We start from the raw sequence: 17,807 nt of genomic DNA on the forward strand, positions 1-17,807 counted from the left end.
CTCATCGCAGGGTGACGGTGCCGCGCGGGGTGTCGAGGACGGCCCGCAGCTCCACCTCGGGGCCCTCCACGACGTCGAGCAGGACGCCGAGCGCGGCCAGATCTCGCCGGAGCGCCTCCGGCTCCGGGTGGACGGCGGTGAGGGAGGTCAGGCCGAGGCGCGGCAGCGGGGAGGCCGCCGGGTGGGCGGTGGCGCCCCAGTCGATGAGGAACGGCACCGGCCTGACGGCCGCCGGGTCCTCCCGGCGGGTGAGCCGCCACTCCAGCAGGGTGCCCGCGGGCGTGCGCCGTGACAGCGGCTGTACGTCGCCGGGGTCGTAGCCCTGGTCGCGGGCTCGCCGTACGGACTCGTCGAGGTCGTCCGGCCGCACCGCCCACGCGGCCAGCCTGGGGGTGTCGAGCGTCTCCAGTCCGAAGGCGCGCGGCCGGCTGCCCGGCTCGGCCGCCGGGTCCGGGCCGATGATCTCCAGGTAGGCGGCGGGCCCGAACCCCACCAGGTAGTTGGCCGTACCACCCGGATGGCTGCCACCGGCGACCGGGGTGACCCCGGTACGCTCCGCGAACTCGGCGACCCCCGCGAGCAGATCGGGGACCGCGTGGACGAGGTGGTCGAGACGTGCGTCGGTCATCGGGCTCCTTCAGTGCCGGGCTTACGGGTGATCATCTGGCTTCCTTCGTGTCGGGTTCGCCGAGGGAGAGCATGAGCCGGTTGGCCCAGTTGAAGAACGCGGCGGCGTGGATGGTGTCGCTGATGGCCAGGTCGTCGAGCCCGGCGGCGCGCAGAGCCGTGACGTGCTCGGCGCCGAACTCGGCCGGGGTGGCGGCGAGCGCCTGCGAGGCGTCGATGACGGCCCGCCACCTGCCGTCCTGCGGCGCGTCGACGCCCTCGTCCAGCAGCCGCTGTACGTCGTCGGGCCGCTTGGAGTAGTGGGCGGTGAAGCGCGCGTGCACCGAGGCGCAGAACACGCACCCGTTGCGCCGCGAGGTGGCGGTCGCGGCCAGCTCGCGCTCCGCGCGCGGCAGCCCGCCCGCGGTGTTGTGGAAGATGTCATGGTCGGTCTGCGTCCGCGCGTGCAGGATCCGCGGGTCGCGGGCCAGCAGCAGGAAGTACGGCGAGGCGGCACGGGCCCTGTCGACCAGCGCCTCGTAGTGCTCGTCGGTCAGCTCCTCCTCGGCCAGCGGCGTCAGCCACGGCCGCCAGCCGAGCCGGTCCTGGGTGAAGCCGCTCATGACGTGGATCCCTTCGGGGTGGCGCCGAGCACCCGCAGGCCGGCGACGAGTCGTACCTGAAAGCTGAGAAAGGCGACGAGCTGTGCGAGCGTCACGATCCCGGTGGTGCTCCAGCCCGCGTCGGCCAGCGCCGTCAGCGCCTTGCGGCTGGCCTCGCGTGGCCGGAACACGAGCAGGTGCGCGTGCTCGAACGCGGCGGTGAGCCGGACGCCCAGCAGGTCCGCGTGCCGCGCCTGGTAACGCATGCCCTCGTCGCTCTCGCCGGCCGGCGCCGCGTCGGGGTGGACCCCGTACGGCCCGGTGGTGCGGCCCGCCGCGATCTCGGCCCGGACCGGCTCGGCCAGGTGCGGCGCGAGCTGGGTCAGCCGATCGGCGTAGAAGGCCGCGACCGTGGCGTCCGCGTGCAGCCCGGCGACGAAGGCCGCGACGGCGTCGCGCTCGACCAGGGTGACCTCGTCGTCGGAGTCGGGGGCGAAGAGCGCGTCGTAGCTGCGCTGGGCCTGTTCGCGGGTGTCGGGCCGCCGGTCGCGGAGCCGGTCGAGTGGCGAGTCCTGGGCGATGTCCGCCAGATGGTCGATGACGTCGATGATCATGTGGTGCTCCATTCGGTGGAGGGGGCGGGCCGTGGGGTCCAGCCGAGCGCGGGCGCGACCTCGGTCGCCAGCAGCTCGATCGAGCGGAGGACGAGCGGGTGCGGCGGGTCGACGGAGTGCGTCTGGAAGACCAGGTCGGTCACCCGTTCCAGCGTCGGGTCGGCCCGCAGGCTGTCGATGACGTCCTGTGGCGTGCCCACGTGCACGTCGAACGCGGCGATCCGCCGGTCCAGGTCGCTGTCGGGCAGCTCGAACGGCAGCCTGCCCCGCCCGAGGCCGAGCTCGGCGTACCGCAGCGCCTCGGCCCGGCTGTCGGCCACGAACGCGGTGCGTGAGGCCATGATCCGCGGGGTGGCGCCCGGCGGCAGGTTCTCGTGGTAGGCGTCCACGATGGGACGCTGGATCCGCGCCAGCGTCGCCTGCGGGTCGTCCACAGGTCGCGGCTGGGTGCGCGACAGCATCAGCCCGTTGCCCGCCCGGCCCGCGCGGGCGCCGCCGCCGACCGAGAATGTCGCCTCCCAGATGGCGCCCAGCAGCCGGGGCGCCGCCGGGTAGAGGCGGTTGCCCGCGCCCAGGTCCGCCCCGGACCAGGCCTTGACCAGCACGGCCAGGTGCTCGGCGTAGACGGCCGAGCGGTTCGCGCTGTCGTGGCCGAAGGGGGCGAACGACGCGGGCGTGCCGCCGCTGCCGACGCCCACCTCCAGCCGGCCCCCGGTCAGCAGGTCGAGCACCGCGGCGTCCTCGGCCACCCGCACCGGGTGTTCGAGGGGCAGCGTGATGATGCCGGTGCCGAGGCGGACGCGGGTGGTCGTGGCCGCGACGTGGGCGAGGAACACCAGGGGAGCGGGCAGGCCGCCCTCGGTGCCGTCGAAGTGGTGCTGCGCGACCCAGGCCGAGTCGAACCCGGCCGCCTCCGCGTGCCGGATCTGCTCGGCGGCCAGCCGGTAGCGCTCCCCCGGCGGCACGTCGTCGAGCAGCCGGGTGAAGAAGCCCAGCCTCATCGCACCGGCTCCGGGATCGCCGCCAGCAGCTCGCGGGTGTAGTCGTGCTTTGGTGCGGTGAAGACCTGTGCTGTCGTTCCGGATTCCACGATTCGTCCTTCGCTCATGACGGAGACGGTGTGCGAGATCTGGCGGACCACCGCCAGATCGTGCGAGATGAACAGGTAGGTCAGCCCCAGGTCGCGCTGGAGCTGTTCGAGCAGGTCGAGGATCTGCGCCTGCACGGTGACGTCGAGGGCGGAGACCGCCTCGTCGAGCACCACCACCTCTGGTCCGGCGGCCAGGGCGCGGGCGATGGCCACCCGCTGCCGCTGCCCGCCGGACAGCTCCCGCGGCTTGCGCGTGAGCAGGTCCTTAGGCAGCGCCACCCGGTCCATCAGGTCGCCGACGCGGGCGCGGCGCGCGGCCTGGTCGCCGAGCCGGAAGTTGCGCAGCGGTTCCTCCACGATCTCCGCGACGGATTGGCGGGGGTCCAGCGAGCCGTACGGGTTCTGGTAGACGAGTTGCACGTGGCGGCGGAACCACCGGCCGGTGCCGGCTCCGGCGATCTCCACCGTCCCCGACGTGGGCCGGGCGAGGCGCACCACCATCCGCGCCGTGGTTGTCTTACCCGATCCGGACTCGCCCACCAGCGCGTGCGTGGTGCCGTGCGCGACCTCGAAGGAGACGCCGTCCACGGCACGGTGCCCGCCGCGGAACTCCTTGACCAGGTCGCGCACCACGATCGCGGGTTCGCGGGCAGGCGGCTCGGCCGTCCTGAACGCGCGCACCGACAGGGCGGGCGCGTCGTGGAGCAGCCGTCTGGTGTAGGCGGCCTGCGGATCGGCCAGCACGGCCGCGCTCCGCCCCTGCTCCTCGATCCGGCCGTCCTTCATGACGACCAGCCGGTCCGAGCGGTCGGCGGCCACGCCCAGGTCGTGGGTCACCAGCAGCACGGCCGTGCCGAACTCGGCGCGCAGGTCGTCGATGAGGTCCAGGATGCGCCGCTGCACGGTGACGTCCAGGGCGCTGGTGGGCTCGTCCGCGATGAGGAGGCTGGGCTCCAGGGCGATCGCGATGGCGATGAGCACCCGCTGGCGCATCCCGCCGGACAGCTCGTGCGGGTACCTGCGGGCCAGCGCCTCCGCCCCGGGCAGGCCGACGCGGGTGAGCAGGTCGGCGACCCGGCGGGAGACCGTCCGGCGGTCACCGCGCCGGTGGATGCGCAGCACCTCGCCGACCTGGGCGCCGATGGTCTTGACCGGGTCGAGGGAGTTCGCCGGGTCCTGCGGGACCAGGCCGATCCTGGCCCCTCGCACCGACTCCATCCGCCGCGAGGACCAGGTGGCCAGGTCGGTGTCGCCGAGCAGGATCCGGCCACGGTCGAGGGTCGCGTTCGGGGGCAGCAGCCCGATGAGGGCGTGCGCGGTGGTCGACTTTCCGGAGCCGGACTCGCCGACGACGGCGACGGTCTCGCCCGGCTCCACCGTGAAGGAGATCCCTTCGACCGCGCGCCTGCCGTCGTAGGAGACCGCGAGATCGCGTACGTCGAGCAGGCTCATGCCCTGTCCCTTCCGAGGCCGGCGCCGATCGACCGGCTGACGCGACCGGCCGCGAGCACCACCGAGACCACCACCGCGCCCGGCAGCGAGGTCAGCCACCAGGAGGTGGCCAGATAGTCGCGTCCTTCGGAGATGAGCAGCCCCCATTCCGGGGTGGGCGGCTCCGCGCCGTACCCGAGGAAGCCGAGCGTCGAGATGGCCAGGATGGCCAGCCCGAACTGCAGGGCGGCGAGCGCGACGACGGGGCCGAGCGAGTTCGGCAGGACGTGCCGGCGCAGGACGGTCACGTACCGGCCGCCGCTGCCGAACGCGGCCTCGACGTAGTCGGTGCGCCGCACCCGCACCACTTCGGAGCGCGCCAGCCTGGCGAACGCCGCGACCGAGCCGATCCCGACGGCGATGGCCACGTTGACCGTGCCGGGACCGAGCAGGATGATCACGGTCAGCGCCAGGAGCAGTCCGGGGACCGACAGCAGCACATCGACGAACCGCATGATCGCGTCGTCGAGCAGCCCGCCGGCGGACCCGGCCAGCAGCCCGAGCAGGGTGCCGAGGACCAGGCCCACCGCGACGGCGACGAACGCCCCCGACAGCGAGTGCACGGCCCCGTGCACGACCCTGGCGAACAGGTCGCGGCCCACGGCGTCGGTGCCGAACAGGTGCTGCCCGCTCGGCGCCTGGAGCTTCTCGGCCGGGACGCCGGCGATCGGGTCGTGGCCGGTGAACACGCCGGGCACGACGGCCCAGAGCAGGACGACGCCGATCACCAGCCAGGCGAGGACCAGTCCGGTCCCCGGCCTGTTCACGCCGCCGCCCGAAGGCGTGGGTCGAGCACCGGGTACAGCACGTCGACGATGAGGTTGACCAGCACGAACACGGTCGTGGCGAGCACCACCACGGCGAGCATCACCGGCGTGTCCTGCGCGTTGACGGCCTGCTCGGTCAGCCTGCCGACGCCGTTGCGGCCGAACACCGTCTCGGTCACGACGGAGCCCGCGATCAGCTCGCCGAACGTCAGCCCCGCCATGGTCAGCGTCGGCAGCACCGCGTTCCTGGCCACGTGCCGCCACAGGATCCACCATCGGGACGCGCCCTTGGCCGCGACCACCGGCACGAACGGCTGGGTGTGGACCTGGTCGATGCTGCGGGCGAGCACCTGGGCGATCGGCGCCGAGATGGGCACCGCGAGCGTCAGCACGGGCAGGATGAGCTGCTGTGTCCGGCTGCCCCCGATGACGGGCACCAGACCGAGCCGGAACGAGAACACCTGGATCAGCAGGATGCCCAGCCAGAACACCGGCACGGACACGAACAGCGACGGCATGGACAGCAGGACGCCCCTGATCCACGAGGTCCTGCTGTAACCGGCCGCGAACGCGATCACCATCGCGATCAGCACCGCCAGGAGGAATCCGGCCGAGGCCAGCTCGGCCGTCTCCGGCAGCGCCTCGGCCAGCCGTTCGACCACGGGGGTGCCGGTGTCGATCGAGTAGCCGAAGCTGCCGCGGGCGAAGCCGAGCAGGGTGTGCAGGTAGGCCACGACGGGCGGGTCCCCGCCCGAGTAGTACGCGCGGATCTCCGCGATCTGCTGCGGCGACAGGCCGAGCTCGGGGTCCTGGAACTTGATCAGCACCGAGTCGCCCGGCAGCGACTGCAGCAGGACGTAGCCGACCGTGAAGGCGGCCCACAGGACGAGCGCCGCCTGCCCCACCCTGGACAGGAGATATCTGGTCATCGCGAGCCCTGCTGCGACTTCCAGGCCGAGTAGAAGGCCGGCCTGGCCACCGCCTCGAACGCGACCCCGTGCACGTGCGGCGCCCCGCCGTAGACCTGCGGCTCCTCGAACAGCGGGATGGCGTACCCCTGCTCGATCACGTACCGCTGGATCTCGGCGACCTTGGCGTTGCGCGCGGCGGTGTCGGGCTCGGCCGACTCCTCCTCCAGCAGCCGGTCCAGCTTCTCGTCGTCGGAGAGGATGACGTCGCGGTTCTCGCTGTGGAAGTGGCTCTTGATCACGTCCTGGTCGGTACGGCCGACCATGGCGTGCGCGAGGGCGGTCTTCTCTGCGTCCTTGATGTCCACGGCCTGGGTGCCCGCGTCGGCGGGCCGGATCTCCAGCTTCACGCCGAGCTCGGCCCACTGCTGGCCGATCAGCTCCAGGGTCTGCTTCGACAGCGGCTGCGGGCCCGCGACGAACACGCCCAGCCGCAGTTGCGTGCCGTCCTTGACGCGGACGCCGTCGGCGCCGCGCGCCCAACCGGCTTTGTCGAGCAGCGCGTTGGCCCTGGCCGGGTCGTAGGCGAGCTCCTTGGACAGGTCGACATAGCCCTGCGCGAGGTGGCTGAGCACCGAGGTGGCGAGGGGATAGCTGGGCGTGAACAGGGTGTCGACGACCTCCTTGGCGTCGGTCCCGGCCTGCAGCGCCTTGCGGACGTCGAGGTCCTTCAGGATGCTGTTACCCGGCCGCAGGTACAAGCCGTTGTTGACGCCTCTGGTCGGCTCGGCGTAGATCGTGAAGCCGGCGCTCTTGACCGTCTCCTCGTCGTAGGCCTGCACGTAGCGCACGAAGTCGGCCTGGCCGGAGGTCAGCGCGCCGACGCGCACGTTGTCCTCGGGCGTCACGATGACCTTGATCTCGTCGAGGTAGGCGCGCCCCTGGTGCGCGGACGACGGCGGCGCCCAGTCGTAGTCCTCGCGGGCGGCCAGGTCGATCTGCTTGTCGATGACCTGGTTCTTGACCGTGAACGGCCCGGACCCGACGATGTTCTTCACCTGGCACTGCTGTTCGTACGGCAACGAGATCGTCTTCTTCGAGACCAGGCCCGCGCCGATGACCGACGTCCCCTGGAGGAAGCCGGGCGAGGGCTTGTCGAAGAAGAACTTCACGGTCAGCCGGTCGACCACCTGGCTGCGCTCGTAGTTGTTGACGAACTCTGCGACGGGCAGCTTCAGCTCGTCGTCGCCGAGGCCGTACACGTCGAAGTTGGCCGCCACGGCCTCGGCGTCGAGCGGGGTGCCGTCGCTGAAGGTGACGCCGTCACGCAGGTGGAAGGTGTACTCGGTGGCGTCCTCGTCGATCTCCCACTTGGTGGCGATCCATGGCTCGATCTCCAGCGTCTTCGGGTTCTGCCAGGTGAGCTTGTCGGTGATCTGGTTGAGGATGCCGCCGTTGGGATAGAAGCCCGCGGCCGGCAGGTAGAGGCAGGTCGGGGGCTGATGCTCCAGGTAGGTGAGCGTGCCGCCGTACACCGGTTTCCCGTCGGCGCTCGCCTGCCCGGCGGCGGCCCCGCCGCCACCGCAGGCGCCGAGGAGCCCCACGACGGCGAGCATGGCGACGCTCACCACGATCGGTGACCGCGGTCTGGAGGAAGACATGGGGAATGGCCCTTCTTGAAACGAGTGGAGGCGGACGTGCGGATATATCCCGACACGTCCCGCTGGAGAAAAGGTCAGCCGCGGGCGGTCCACCGGAAGCGCCACCACCAGGCGGCCTCCTCCGGCTCGGCGTCGTCGTCGGGCAGGTCGTACCAGTGGGTGTCACCCGGGAACGGATCCGCTTCCGGGGCGGCGGGCTCGACGGGATCGACGGGCGGAACGCGCCGGAAAGCGGTCACGAGGACGGTCCTCACGGGTCGGCGACGTACGCGGGCGGCGGCGGTCGGGGAGAGCGTGAGCGGCTTCGGTCACGCCAGGCGGTGCGTCTTCCTGATCAACGACATCGCGCGCCGGCGACGTGACCGAAGTCCACGTGCGCGCGCCTGATGAGGTTGCGACCCTGGCTCATGCCGGAAACCTACTCCTCACGGCGCCATGAAGTCAACTTTCCCTACTGGCTTTACATGGAATCTGATGACAAGGAGGCATTACTTCCGGATAGTTACCGGGTGGATCTTTCGTACCCCGGACCCGGTGGCCGATAATCGGGGCCGTCTACTGTCGAAGAATTGCTGAGGCAATGGCCAATATCGTCCCTCTTCAGCCTTCCGACCCGACGGAGATCGGGGGGTTCTCACTGCTGGGAGCGCTGCGGGAGGACGAACGCGCCCGCGTGTTCCTGGCCCGGGGCGCGGACGCCCAGGTGGAGATCACCTGGATGCGGGCCGCATCGGCCGGGTTCGAGACGACCGCCACCTCGCTGACCGACGTCAGCGCCCCTTCCCTGGCCCGGGTGATCGCCACCGGCGTGCTGGCGGACCGGCCGTACCTGGTGAGCGAGCACGTCACCGGCTCGCCACTGGAGGAGGTGGTGGCGCGGGCCGGCCCCTGGCACGGGCCCGCGCTGCACCGGCTGGGCATCGCGATGGCGTCGGCCCTGGTGGGGCTGCACCAGAGAGGCGTCACGCACGGCGACCTGCGTCCCGGCACCGTCCTCGTGGACGCGGACGGGATCACCGTGACCGGCTACGGCCTGTCCGGCCTCGGTACGGACGAGTCTGCGGACATGGAGACCCGGGAGCTCGGCCGGCTCGCCTACGCGGCACCCGAGCAGCTGACCGGACAGACCTCGGGGCCGGCGGCGGACGTGTTCGCCTGGGCGGCCACGTTGCTGTTCGCCGCCACCGGCGCGCACGCCTTCGAGGGCGAGTCGATGGCCGCCACCGTCAACCGCCTCGCCCAGCACCAGCCCGGGCTGGAGGCGCTCGAAGAGCACCTGCGCCCGGTCGTGGCGGCCTGCCTGGCCAAGGAGCCCGCCCAGCGGCCCGAGGCCGGCGAGGTGCTGCTCCGGCTCGTCGGGCACTCGACCCAGACGGTCATGGGCGACCAGGCGCCGGCCGCGCCCCCGATGCGGACGGCCTGGCCCATGCTGGCCACCCTGGCCGCCGGAGGCGTGGCGGTGGCGGTGGCCGCCGCCGTGACCGGCCACCTCGTCGTCGACCGGGTGGTCGTGGCGCCCGCCGCCGTCGCCGTGGCGCCGTCGGTCTCGCTGCCCGACCTGTCGGTGACCGCGAGCGGCCCCGCCACCCTGCCCACGGCAACCGAGACGGTCCCGGCGACCGGCATCGGCCTGACGCTCCATGAGCACCCCGGCGACCCACTGCGGATCGTGGCCTACGGCAACGAGCGCGGCACCTGGCTGCGCATGGGCAAGGACGGCGGGTTCGTCGACGCGGGGGTGCGGGCCGAGGACGTGGCCGCGTCCCCCGATGGCGCCTGGTTCGCGCTGCTGGCGAAGACCGAGGTGACGCTGATCGCCCGCGTGAGCGGCGAGCGGTTCACCGTCCGGGTGCCGGAGCGGTCGGTCTCACCGGTCTGGGACCGCGGATCGTCGCGGCTGCTGCTCACGCTGACCGGACCCGGCAAGGACCGCCCGCCGACCGGGTTCGCGGTGGTGGACGCGGTCACCCGCGACGTCCGCACGGTCGACACCGACGAGCGGCGGCACAAGGGCTCCGGCACGTTCGGCTGGATGCCGGCGGGCGACCAGGTGGCCGTCTCCTACGCGAGCGACTCGGGCAGCGGCCTGCGCATACGTGATCTGGAAGGACGACAGGTGCGAACGATGCCCTGGACCGGGGCGAGCATAGGCCGGGGCCTGCTCTCGCCGTCGGGCCGGCTGCTGATGACGGACTGCCCGAGCGGCGGGTCCCAGTGCGCGTGGGACGCCGCGACGGGCGCGCGGGTGGCCACGTACGTGAACTCGATCAAGAACGCCGAGAACTGGGGCTGGTACGACGACGACCACCTGATCATCCTTGACCCGAACAAGAAGCCGGTCGAGTTGCTCGCCGTGGACTTCCGTGACGGCGACCGCCGGCTTCTGGCCACGCTGACGACCGAGGACAACACCCCGGACCTGCGCCTCGCCCGAGCGGCCCGATGAACGCCACCCGCCCGGACGGCGAGACCGCCGAGCCGGAGACCGCGAACGTCCGATCCGCCGAGCCCGAGACCATGGACGTCCGATCCGCCGAGCCCGAAACCGTGAACATCCGATCGGCCGGGCCCGAGACCGTGAACATCCGATCGGCCGACCCGGAGAGCGTGGGCGGCTACCGGCTGACCGGCAGGCTGCGGGTGAGCTGCTGCGGGGTGGTCGACCATCTGGCGGTGGCGCCCTCCGGCAGGAAGGTGGTCCTGCGCCGCTACGGCAGGCCCGCCGACCGGCGACCCGCCGACCCGGACTGGGCCGAGCGGATGCGGCAGGCGGCCCCCGTGGGCACGGTCGCCGTGCTCGACTCGGGCGCCGACTTCGTGGTCACCGAGTACGTCGAGGGCGGCTCGCTGGCCGACCAGTCCGCAGCACGGCCACCGGTCGAGGGTGAGGGCGGGTCGATGGCTGAGCCGGCGCTGCGCCGGCTGGCGATCGCCACCGTGACGGCCCTGGCCGCCGTGCACCGTGCCGGGCTGGCGCCCGCCGGGATCCGGCCGAGCCGGGTCCTGCTGGGGCCGGACGGCCCGCGCTTACTGTGCGCGGTGCCCGAGGCCCACGACCAGGCCGGCGCATCGCACGACACCTCGCCCGAGCCGGCCTGGACCGCCCCCGAGCAGCTACGCCCCGATACCCACCCGGCCATCGATCCCACCCCCCGCCACCCGTCCCCCCAACCCCGAACCACCGCCCCACCCCGAATCACCGCTCAAGCCCAGCCCACCGGCGAAGCCGAGGCCGCTGGTCGGGCGGTCATGGCCGTGGATGTGTACCGCTGGGCCGTCACGGTCGCCTACGCCGCGGCGGGGCGTGACCCGTTCGCCGCTGACAGCGAAGGCCGGCGGCTGGCGCGGATGGCCGAGGGGGCCGCCAGCCTGGCCGCGGTGCCCCAGGGCGGGCTGCGCGACCTGCTGGCCGACTGCCTGGCGGACGACCCCGCCGCCCGGCCGACCGCCGAGGAGGCGCTGCTGCGCCTGGTCGAGGAGACCGGCCTGGCGGCCCCGCCGCCGGACCTCGCCGCCCCGCCGAAGCCGCCCGGGCGGCACCGGCGGGCGCTGCTGATCGCCGCGGCGGGCGTCACGATCGCCCTGGTCGCCGGCGGTACGTCCGCCGCGCTGACGCTGGCCTCGGCCTCCGAGCCCGCAGCCCGGCCCGCTCCCCGGCCCACGGCCGCGGCCTCCCCCACGGCCGCGTGGACGCCTCGCTCGGCCGCTCCCCTGCCCACCCCGCCGGTCCAGGGCACCGAGCTGGCTCTGCCCGGCGGGCTCGGCACCGCCTACGAGCATCCCGCCGACCCGGTCCGGCTGACCTCGATCAGAGTGGCGGAGAGCCGCCGTTACGTACGCGATCCACGTACCGGCGCGTTCGCCGACATCGGCCCGCACACCGTGATGGCCGAGCAGTCTCCCGACGGGCGCTGGCTGGCCTCCTTCAACACCATGTACGCGGCGACCGGCGATCACCTGGCCGTGTCCTTCGCCGACCGCCTGACCGGCGAGCGCTTCAGTGTGCCGGTCCTGCGCCCGCCGTACCAGAGCGTGGCGCTGTCCTGGTCCCGCGACAGCGGCCGGGTGCTGCTGACGGCGCAGCGGTTCGCCGAGGTGAACGGCGAGGACGCGCCGTTCACGGCCGGGTACGTGATCGTGGACGTGGCGGCGCGGACCGCGCGGTTCGTCCCGACCACCGACGGCGACGAGGTGGAGCAGGCCGCCCGGGCGTCGGAGGGCCGGCTGAAGCCCATCGAGTTCCACGCGGAGTACCGCTGGACGCCGGACGGGCGGTCGGTGATCTCCAGCTTCCTGACCGCCGAGTGGGGGCAGGGGGTGCGCATCCGCGACGCGAACTCGGGCCGGGTGACCCGCATGATGCACTGGACCGGGGAGGTCCAGGGCGTGGCCGACTGGTACTCCCCCTCGGGTGACAAGCTCATCACCGGCGGTTGCTCCAAGACCCTCGCCGCCTGCGTCTGGAAGGCGGCCGACGCCTCCCGCCTGCACACCGTGCCGCTCCTCAAGGGCGCGGGATTCGTCGGCTGGTACGACGAGAACCACCTGATCGTGGTCGTCCCGGTGGAGAAGGGGCAGCGCGGCGTGTTCGTGACGGACATGGCGGGCAAGCCCGTCCGGGTGCTGGCCATGCTCAAGGCGGCCGACGACGTGGTGGTCGACGTGCGCTACACCAAGGGATAGCGGTCGTGCCCGCCACCGAGCCGCGGTCCGACGACCCCGGCACGATCGGCGGCTACCGGGTGCGCGGCAGGCTCGGCGCCGGCGGGCAGGGCGTGGTCTACCTGGCCGAGGCGCCGGACGGCCGGCCGGTGGCGGTCAAGGTGCTGCTCGCGGCCGACGAGGAGGCCGCGGCGCTGCTGCGCCGCGAGGCCGAGATCCTGCCGAAGATCGCCACCTTCTGCACGGCGCAGGTCCTAGAGGTCGGTACGGCCGGCGACGCGCCGTACGTGGTCAGCGAGTACGTCGAGGGGCCCACCCTGCAGCAGGCGGTGGCCGCCCGTGGGCCGCTGCGCGGGCGCGAGCTGCACCGGCTGGCCGTGGGCACCATCACCGCGCTCGCCGCCATCCACCGCGCCGGGGTCGTGCACCGCGACTTCAAGCCGGGCAACGTGCTGCTCAGCCCGGAAGGGCCGCGCGTCATCGACTTCGGCATCGCCCGTCCCGCCGGCGTCGCCGACGTCCCCGGCGAGGACCTGATGGGCACCCCGCCGTACATGGCGCCCGAGCAGTTCCGTCTCGGGGTGGGCGGGCCCGCCGCCGACCTGTTCGCGTGGGGCTCCACCATGGTGTTCGCGGCCACGGGGACGCCCGCGTTCGGCACCGGCGCGCTGCCCGCGATCGTCAACCGGATCGTGAACTCCGAGCCCGACCTCGGCCCCCTCGACGACGACCTGCGCGAGGCGGTCGCCGCCTGCCTGGCCAAGGACCCGGCCGACCGGCCCGCCGCCCGGCAGGTGCTCCTGCGCCTGCTCGGCCGCCCGGCCGAGGCCGCCACCGACGCCACCTCCCCGCAGGAGCTGACCGCCGGTGTCACCCGGGCGTCCACCACCCGGCCCGGCCGGTGGCCGTCCACCCTCGTGCCTTTCGGCGAGCCGGGCCCGCGCAAACGCCGCCTGGTGATGATGACCGCCGCCGTGGCGGCCGTGATCGTCGCGGCATCCGTCGCGCTCGCCGTGCTCAGGCCGTGGGCGGTCACCCTCGCCACCAGCGGGCCGCTGGCCACCGACACCCACGTGGTCAAGGTCCCGGAGCTGGGCGCGACGCTGCACGAGCATCCCTCCGACCCGCTGCGGGTGACCTCCTTCCTGCGCGGCAGCACGGAGCTGACCGACGGGCTGGCCTTCAGGGCCGGCCTGCGTGCCGTCGGAGGCGACACCTTCCGGCCGTTGACCAGCCGCATGCTGCCGCTGGTCTCCCCCAGCGGTGAGCGGACCGCCGCCATCCACGAGTCCCCCGGTCTGGCCGTGGAGAACGCGGGCGGGGTCCGGTTCACCGACCGTGACCTCGGCGGCGAGTTCTGGGTGCACGTGGTCGACCCGCCGCTCGCCCTGCGGCGGGCGAGCTGGAGCGAGGAGGGCGATCGGCTGCTGGTGACCGTCTTCGACACCGCGGCCGAGGACCGTACGGTGGGCTTCGCCGTGGTGGACCCCGCCGAGCGCACCGCCACCGTGACCCGGCGGGGCGCGCCGGAGTCCGGCAAGGCCGGCTACACGTGGGGGCCCGACGAGGACACCGTCGCCCGCGCCTCGGGCCCCGACCGGATCAGCGTGCACGGCCTGGACGGCGCTGTGCGCCGCACCATCGGCCAGGCCGCGCTGGCGGAGGACGAGGTCCCGCACTTCTCCGGAGACGGCCGGCTGATCGCCCGGTGCCCCGGCAGGACCGGCACCGCGTGCGTCCTCGACGCCGCCACCGGCCGGCGGCTGGCCGCCGTGCCCCTCCCCGAGGGTGGGAAGGTCTGGTTCTGGTACGGCAGGGACCACCTGGCCGTCTACACCGAGAAGAGCGTCCCGCCCCGGGCCCAGGCCATCGACCTCACCGGCAGGCCGGTGCGCGTCCTGGCCGAGTTCACCGGTGGCATGTCGTGGACCGTCCACTACGGCGTCCGCTGACTCCTTTTTTGGGTCTTGTTGCCGCGATGAGTCAGGGCTATCCTCAGGCACCAATCTCTTAGGAAACTTTCCTAAGAGATTCAGAGAGGGTGATCGGGTGTACAAACAACGCATCTTCGCCGCCATGTCCGCCACGGCGATGGCCGGCGCGCTGACCTTCGCACTGCCGATGTCCAGCGCCTCCGCCGAGGCGTGTGCCGCCACGTGGAACTCCGGCGCCGTCTACACCGGTGGCGCCTCCGTCTCCCACAACGGCCGCAACTACTCCGCCCTGTGGTGGACGCAGGGCGAGGCTCCCGGAAGCGCGGCGGTCTGGTCGGACAAGGGCGGCTGCACCGGCGGCTCGACCTCGCCCACGTGCAACCACCCGAACTGGGCGGCGGGCACCTGGTATCCCGCCGGCTCCATCGTCCGCTTCACCGACGGCCGCTACTACCGGGCCGAACATGAGAACCCCGGCTACGACCCCACGATCAGCACCTGGTTCTGGGAGCCGTACACCTGCGGCGGGACCACCCCCACCGACCCGCCGGACCCGTCCGGGTTTCTGGTGAGTCAGGCGCAGTTCAACCAGATGTTCCCGAGCAGGAACGGCTTCTACACCTACAGCGGGCTGACCGCCGCCCTCAGCGCCTATCCCGGCTTCACCAAGACCGGCAGCGACACCGTACGCAAGCGGGAGGCCGCGGCATTCCTCGCCAACGTCAGCCACGAGACCGGCGGCCTGGTCCACATCGTCGAGCAGAACACCGCCAACTACTCGCACTACTGCGACACCGGCCAGCCCTTCGGCTGCCCCGCCGGCCAGTCCGCCTACTACGGTCGCGGGCCGATGCAGCTCAGCTGGAACTACAACTACAAGGCCGCCGGCGACGCCCTCGGCCTCGACCTGCTCCGCAACCCCTCCCTGGTCCAGAACGACGCCTCCGTGGCCTGGAAGACCGGCCTGTGGTACTGGAACACCCAGAGCGGCCCCGGCACCATGACCCCGCACAACGCCATGGTCAACGGCCCCGGCTTCGGTGAGACCATCCGCAGCATCAACGGCCGCATCGAGTGCAACGGTGGAAACCCCGCCCAGGTGCAGAGCCGCATCAACACCTACCAGCGGTTCGTGCAGATCCTCGGCACCACGCCGGGCGACAACCTGTCCTGCTGACGGGCCTGCCGGCAGGCCGGTGAGCCGAAGGCGCCGCGCGAGCTCACGCCCGCGCGGCGGCACCGCGCCGGGCGCCCGTGAAAGGCGGGCAGCCCGGCGGCGGCGTCACCCCTCGCGGGCTGCGGCGCGGGCGGTGGCGAGCGCGCCGTCGGCGGTCAGCCGGAAGAGCCAGTCCACCAGCAGCGCCCGTGACCCCGCCGGCTCACGGCCCATCAGCCGGTCCACCACCTCTGCCGGCCCCGCCTCAGGCATGCGCAGCCGCTCGGCCGACGGGTCCGCGACGGTCAGCGGCGCGCCGTCGTCGGCGCGCCCGGCAGCGACGCACCGCATCCAGGCCGCCACCCCGAGCGCCGCCCAGCGGGCCTCCGCGCCGTGGGCGAGGCGGTCGCGGATCACCGGGAGCAGCCGCTGGGGCAGCTTGTGCGTGCCGTCGGCGGCGATCTGCGCGATCGGGTGGCGCAGCGCCGGGTTGGCCAGGCGCGTCAGCAGCCGGGCGCCGTAGTCGGCCAGGTCGACGCCGGGCGGCGGGGTGAGGGTGGGCGCGGCGTCGTGCTCCAGGTAGCGGCGGGCCACCTCGACCAGGTCGGGGCGGGCCATCGCCTGGTCGACGGTGCGGAGCCCGGCGAGCGCGCCGAGGTAGGCGAGCAGCGAGTGGACGCCGTTGAGCATGCGCAGCTTCATGGTCTCGTACGGCGCGACATCGGGGGTGACGATCGCCCCCGCCCGCTCCCAGGGCGGCCGGCCGGCGGCGAACCTGTCCTCGATCACCCACTGCCGGAACGGCTCGGTGCCCAGCGCCGCCCGGTCCTCCACACCGAGCAGCCGCGAGGCGGCAGCCCGGTCGGCGGCGGTGGCCGCGGGCACGATCCGGTCCACCATCGAGGACGGGAAGGCGACGTTCGGCTCGATCCAGGCGAGCAGGTCCTCCTCGCGGCCGAGGCGGCAGTGCTCCGCCACCAGCCCGGCCAGCAGCCGGCCGCCGCCCACCAGGTTGTCGCAGCTCATCACGGTCACCGGCCCCGCGTCGGCGGCGCGGCGGGCGCGCAGCCCGGCGACCAGCCGTCCCACGGCGGTGACCGGCGGCCGTCCCGCCAGGTCGGCGGCCACCTCGGGGTCGTCCGCGCGCAGCCGTCCCGTCGCGGGGTCGTGGCGGTATCCGGGCTCGGTCACCGTCATGGTGATCACCCGTACGTCCGGGTCGGCGATCCTGGCGATCCCCACTTCCGGCCCGACCACCGCGGTCAGCACGCCGACCACCCGGATCGAGGCGTGCGCGCCGTCCCGTTCGAGGACCGAGTAGAGGTGGTCCTGCGGCGCGAGCGCCTCGGCGGCGGCCATGCTGCGCATGGTCACCCCGCACACGCCGAAGGCCGGGTCGCCGGCGTCCTCGGTGTAGACGGCCTGGTGGGCGCGGTGGAAGGCGCCGAGGCCCAGGTGGACGAGGCCGGTACGCAGGCCGTCCGGGCCGAGCGCGGGCCTGGCCTCCTCGGGCACCGCGGACAGGGTCCGGCGCGAGAGCCGCATCAGTAGACCAGGTGCTTGCCGCCGTCGCCGATGAGGGTCTCCCCCGTCACCATGTCGGCCTCCAGCAGCGCGGTCACCATCCGGGCGATGTCCTCGGGCCGGGCGGTGCGCCGCAGCGGCACCCTGGCCTGCTCCTTGGCGGTCATCTCGGCGAAACCCTGCTCGCCCAGGCGGTCGACGTGCCAGCGGGTCTCCACCGTGCCCGGCGACACGGCGTTGACCCTGACCTCGGGCGCGAGCGCGACGGCCAGGCCGCGGGTGAGCTGGAGCAGGGCCGCCTTGCTCACGCCGTAGGCGAGTGAGGAGCCGAGGGCGCGGTGCCCGGAGATGGAGGCGACGTTGACGATCGCGCCGCGCGCGGCCCTCAGGTCGGGGGCGAAGGCGCGGGCGCAGTAGAAGGCGCCCATCAGGTTGACGCCCATGACCTGCTCCCACACCTCGTCGGTGAGCGCCTCCAGGTCGGGGAAAGGCACCCAACGGGTCGTCCCCGCGTTGCAGACCAGCAGGTCGGCCCGGCCGTAGCCGGCGCGTACCCGCTCGGCCAGGCGGCGGACGGCGGCGTCGTCGGACACGTCGGCGGCGACCGCCTCGGACGCGCAGCCCGAACTCCGCAGGCGGGCTGCGGTCGCCTCCGCCTCGGCGGCCGAGCGCGAGTAGTTGACCACGACCGCCGCCGCGCCCTTCCTGGCCAGCCGCTCCGCGACGGCGGCGCCGATGCCGGTGCCGCCGCCGGTGACCACGGCGACCGTCCCCTGGATGTCCATCTGCGCA

The 17,807-nt window shown here is 73.3% G+C and carries 15 protein-coding genes; 4 read left to right on the forward strand and 11 right to left on the reverse strand.

Translation table 11 applies throughout. The features are described 5' to 3' along the window. Position 1 precedes the first annotated feature (1 nt). The 9 genes from ACIBQX_RS45845 to ACIBQX_RS45885 form a co-directional block, all read right to left on the reverse strand. Positions 2-628, reverse strand: coding sequence for a VOC family protein (locus ACIBQX_RS45845; RefSeq protein ID WP_397016225.1), 627 nt, complete (start codon positions 626-628; stop codon positions 2-4). A gap of 31 nt (positions 629-659) precedes the next feature. Next, positions 660-1,229 (reverse strand): alkylhydroperoxidase domain protein, encoded by a 570-nt coding sequence (locus ACIBQX_RS45850; protein WP_397016227.1) that lies wholly within the window; start codon positions 1,227-1,229, stop codon positions 660-662. Next, complete coding sequence (locus tag ACIBQX_RS45855) at positions 1,226-1,822, reverse strand: CMD domain protein (RefSeq protein WP_397016229.1); 597 nt, start codon at positions 1,820-1,822, stop codon at positions 1,226-1,228. The genes ACIBQX_RS45850 and ACIBQX_RS45855 overlap by 4 nt, the downstream gene beginning before the upstream one ends. Then, positions 1,819-2,823 (reverse strand): putative FMN-dependent luciferase-like monooxygenase, encoded by a 1,005-nt coding sequence (locus ACIBQX_RS45860; RefSeq protein WP_397016231.1) that lies wholly within the window; start codon positions 2,821-2,823, stop codon positions 1,819-1,821. The genes ACIBQX_RS45855 and ACIBQX_RS45860 overlap by 4 nt, the downstream gene beginning before the upstream one ends. Next, positions 2,820-4,364 carry a dipeptide ABC transporter ATP-binding protein gene (locus tag ACIBQX_RS45865; RefSeq protein ID WP_397016233.1) on the reverse strand — a complete coding sequence of 515 codons (1,545 nt, stop codon included), beginning with the start codon at positions 4,362-4,364 and terminating at the stop codon, positions 2,820-2,822. Before ACIBQX_RS45865 ends, ACIBQX_RS45860 begins: the two co-directional genes overlap by 4 nt. Next, the gene (locus tag ACIBQX_RS45870; RefSeq protein WP_397016235.1) at positions 4,361-5,170 is read right to left on the reverse strand and encodes an ABC transporter permease; all 810 of its coding nucleotides are present in this window, start codon (positions 5,168-5,170) and stop codon (positions 4,361-4,363) included. Before ACIBQX_RS45870 ends, ACIBQX_RS45865 begins: the two co-directional genes overlap by 4 nt. Next, on the reverse strand, positions 5,167-6,099 hold the full coding sequence (locus ACIBQX_RS45875) for an ABC transporter permease (protein ID WP_397016237.1): 933 nt from the start codon (positions 6,097-6,099) through the stop codon (positions 5,167-5,169). The genes ACIBQX_RS45870 and ACIBQX_RS45875 overlap by 4 nt, the downstream gene beginning before the upstream one ends. Next, a complete protein-coding gene (locus tag ACIBQX_RS45880; protein WP_397016239.1) occupies positions 6,096-7,739 on the reverse strand; it encodes a TIGR04028 family ABC transporter substrate-binding protein in 1,644 nt (547 codons plus the stop codon). Before ACIBQX_RS45880 ends, ACIBQX_RS45875 begins: the two co-directional genes overlap by 4 nt. A 74-nt stretch (positions 7,740-7,813) precedes the next feature. Next, positions 7,814-7,978 (reverse strand): hypothetical protein, encoded by a 165-nt coding sequence (locus tag ACIBQX_RS45885; RefSeq protein WP_397016241.1) that lies wholly within the window; start codon positions 7,976-7,978, stop codon positions 7,814-7,816. Positions 7,979-8,319: 341 nt separating this feature from the next. Here ACIBQX_RS45885 and ACIBQX_RS45890 point away from each other — a divergent pair, with 341 nt between their 5' ends. The 4 genes from ACIBQX_RS45890 to ACIBQX_RS45905 all read left to right on the forward strand — a co-directional run bounded on the left by ACIBQX_RS45890 (position 8,320) and on the right by ACIBQX_RS45905 (position 15,512). Beyond that, positions 8,320-10,185, forward strand: a complete 1,866-nt coding sequence (locus ACIBQX_RS45890; protein ID WP_397016243.1) for a serine/threonine protein kinase — start codon at positions 8,320-8,322, stop codon at positions 10,183-10,185. After that, complete coding sequence (locus ACIBQX_RS45895; RefSeq protein ID WP_397016245.1) at positions 10,182-12,422, forward strand: hypothetical protein; 2,241 nt, start codon at positions 10,182-10,184, stop codon at positions 12,420-12,422. The genes ACIBQX_RS45890 and ACIBQX_RS45895 overlap by 4 nt, the downstream gene beginning before the upstream one ends. A gap of 5 nt (positions 12,423-12,427) precedes the next feature. Continuing rightward, positions 12,428-14,353, forward strand: coding sequence for a serine/threonine-protein kinase (locus ACIBQX_RS45900; protein WP_397016247.1), 1,926 nt, complete (start codon positions 12,428-12,430; stop codon positions 14,351-14,353). 97 nt (positions 14,354-14,450) lie between these two features. Continuing rightward, positions 14,451-15,512, forward strand: a complete 1,062-nt coding sequence (locus ACIBQX_RS45905) for a glycoside hydrolase family 19 protein (RefSeq protein ID WP_397016249.1) — start codon at positions 14,451-14,453, stop codon at positions 15,510-15,512. Positions 15,513-15,617: 105 nt separating this feature from the next. Here the strand turns inward: ACIBQX_RS45905 and ACIBQX_RS45910 are convergent, their stop codons facing one another. After that, positions 15,618-17,036, reverse strand: coding sequence for a mannitol dehydrogenase family protein (locus tag ACIBQX_RS45910; protein WP_397016251.1), 1,419 nt, complete (start codon positions 17,034-17,036; stop codon positions 15,618-15,620). Further along, positions 17,036-17,800: an SDR family NAD(P)-dependent oxidoreductase gene (locus ACIBQX_RS45915; protein ID WP_397016253.1), complete on the reverse strand. Its 765-nt coding sequence runs from the start codon at positions 17,798-17,800 to the stop codon at positions 17,036-17,038. The genes ACIBQX_RS45910 and ACIBQX_RS45915 overlap by 1 nt, the downstream gene beginning before the upstream one ends. Positions 17,801-17,807 lie beyond the last annotated feature (7 nt).

The sequence above is a fragment of the Nonomuraea sp. NPDC049714 genome, from assembly GCF_044465295.1.
Classification (GTDB): Bacteria; Actinomycetota; Actinomycetes; order Streptosporangiales; family Streptosporangiaceae; genus Nonomuraea.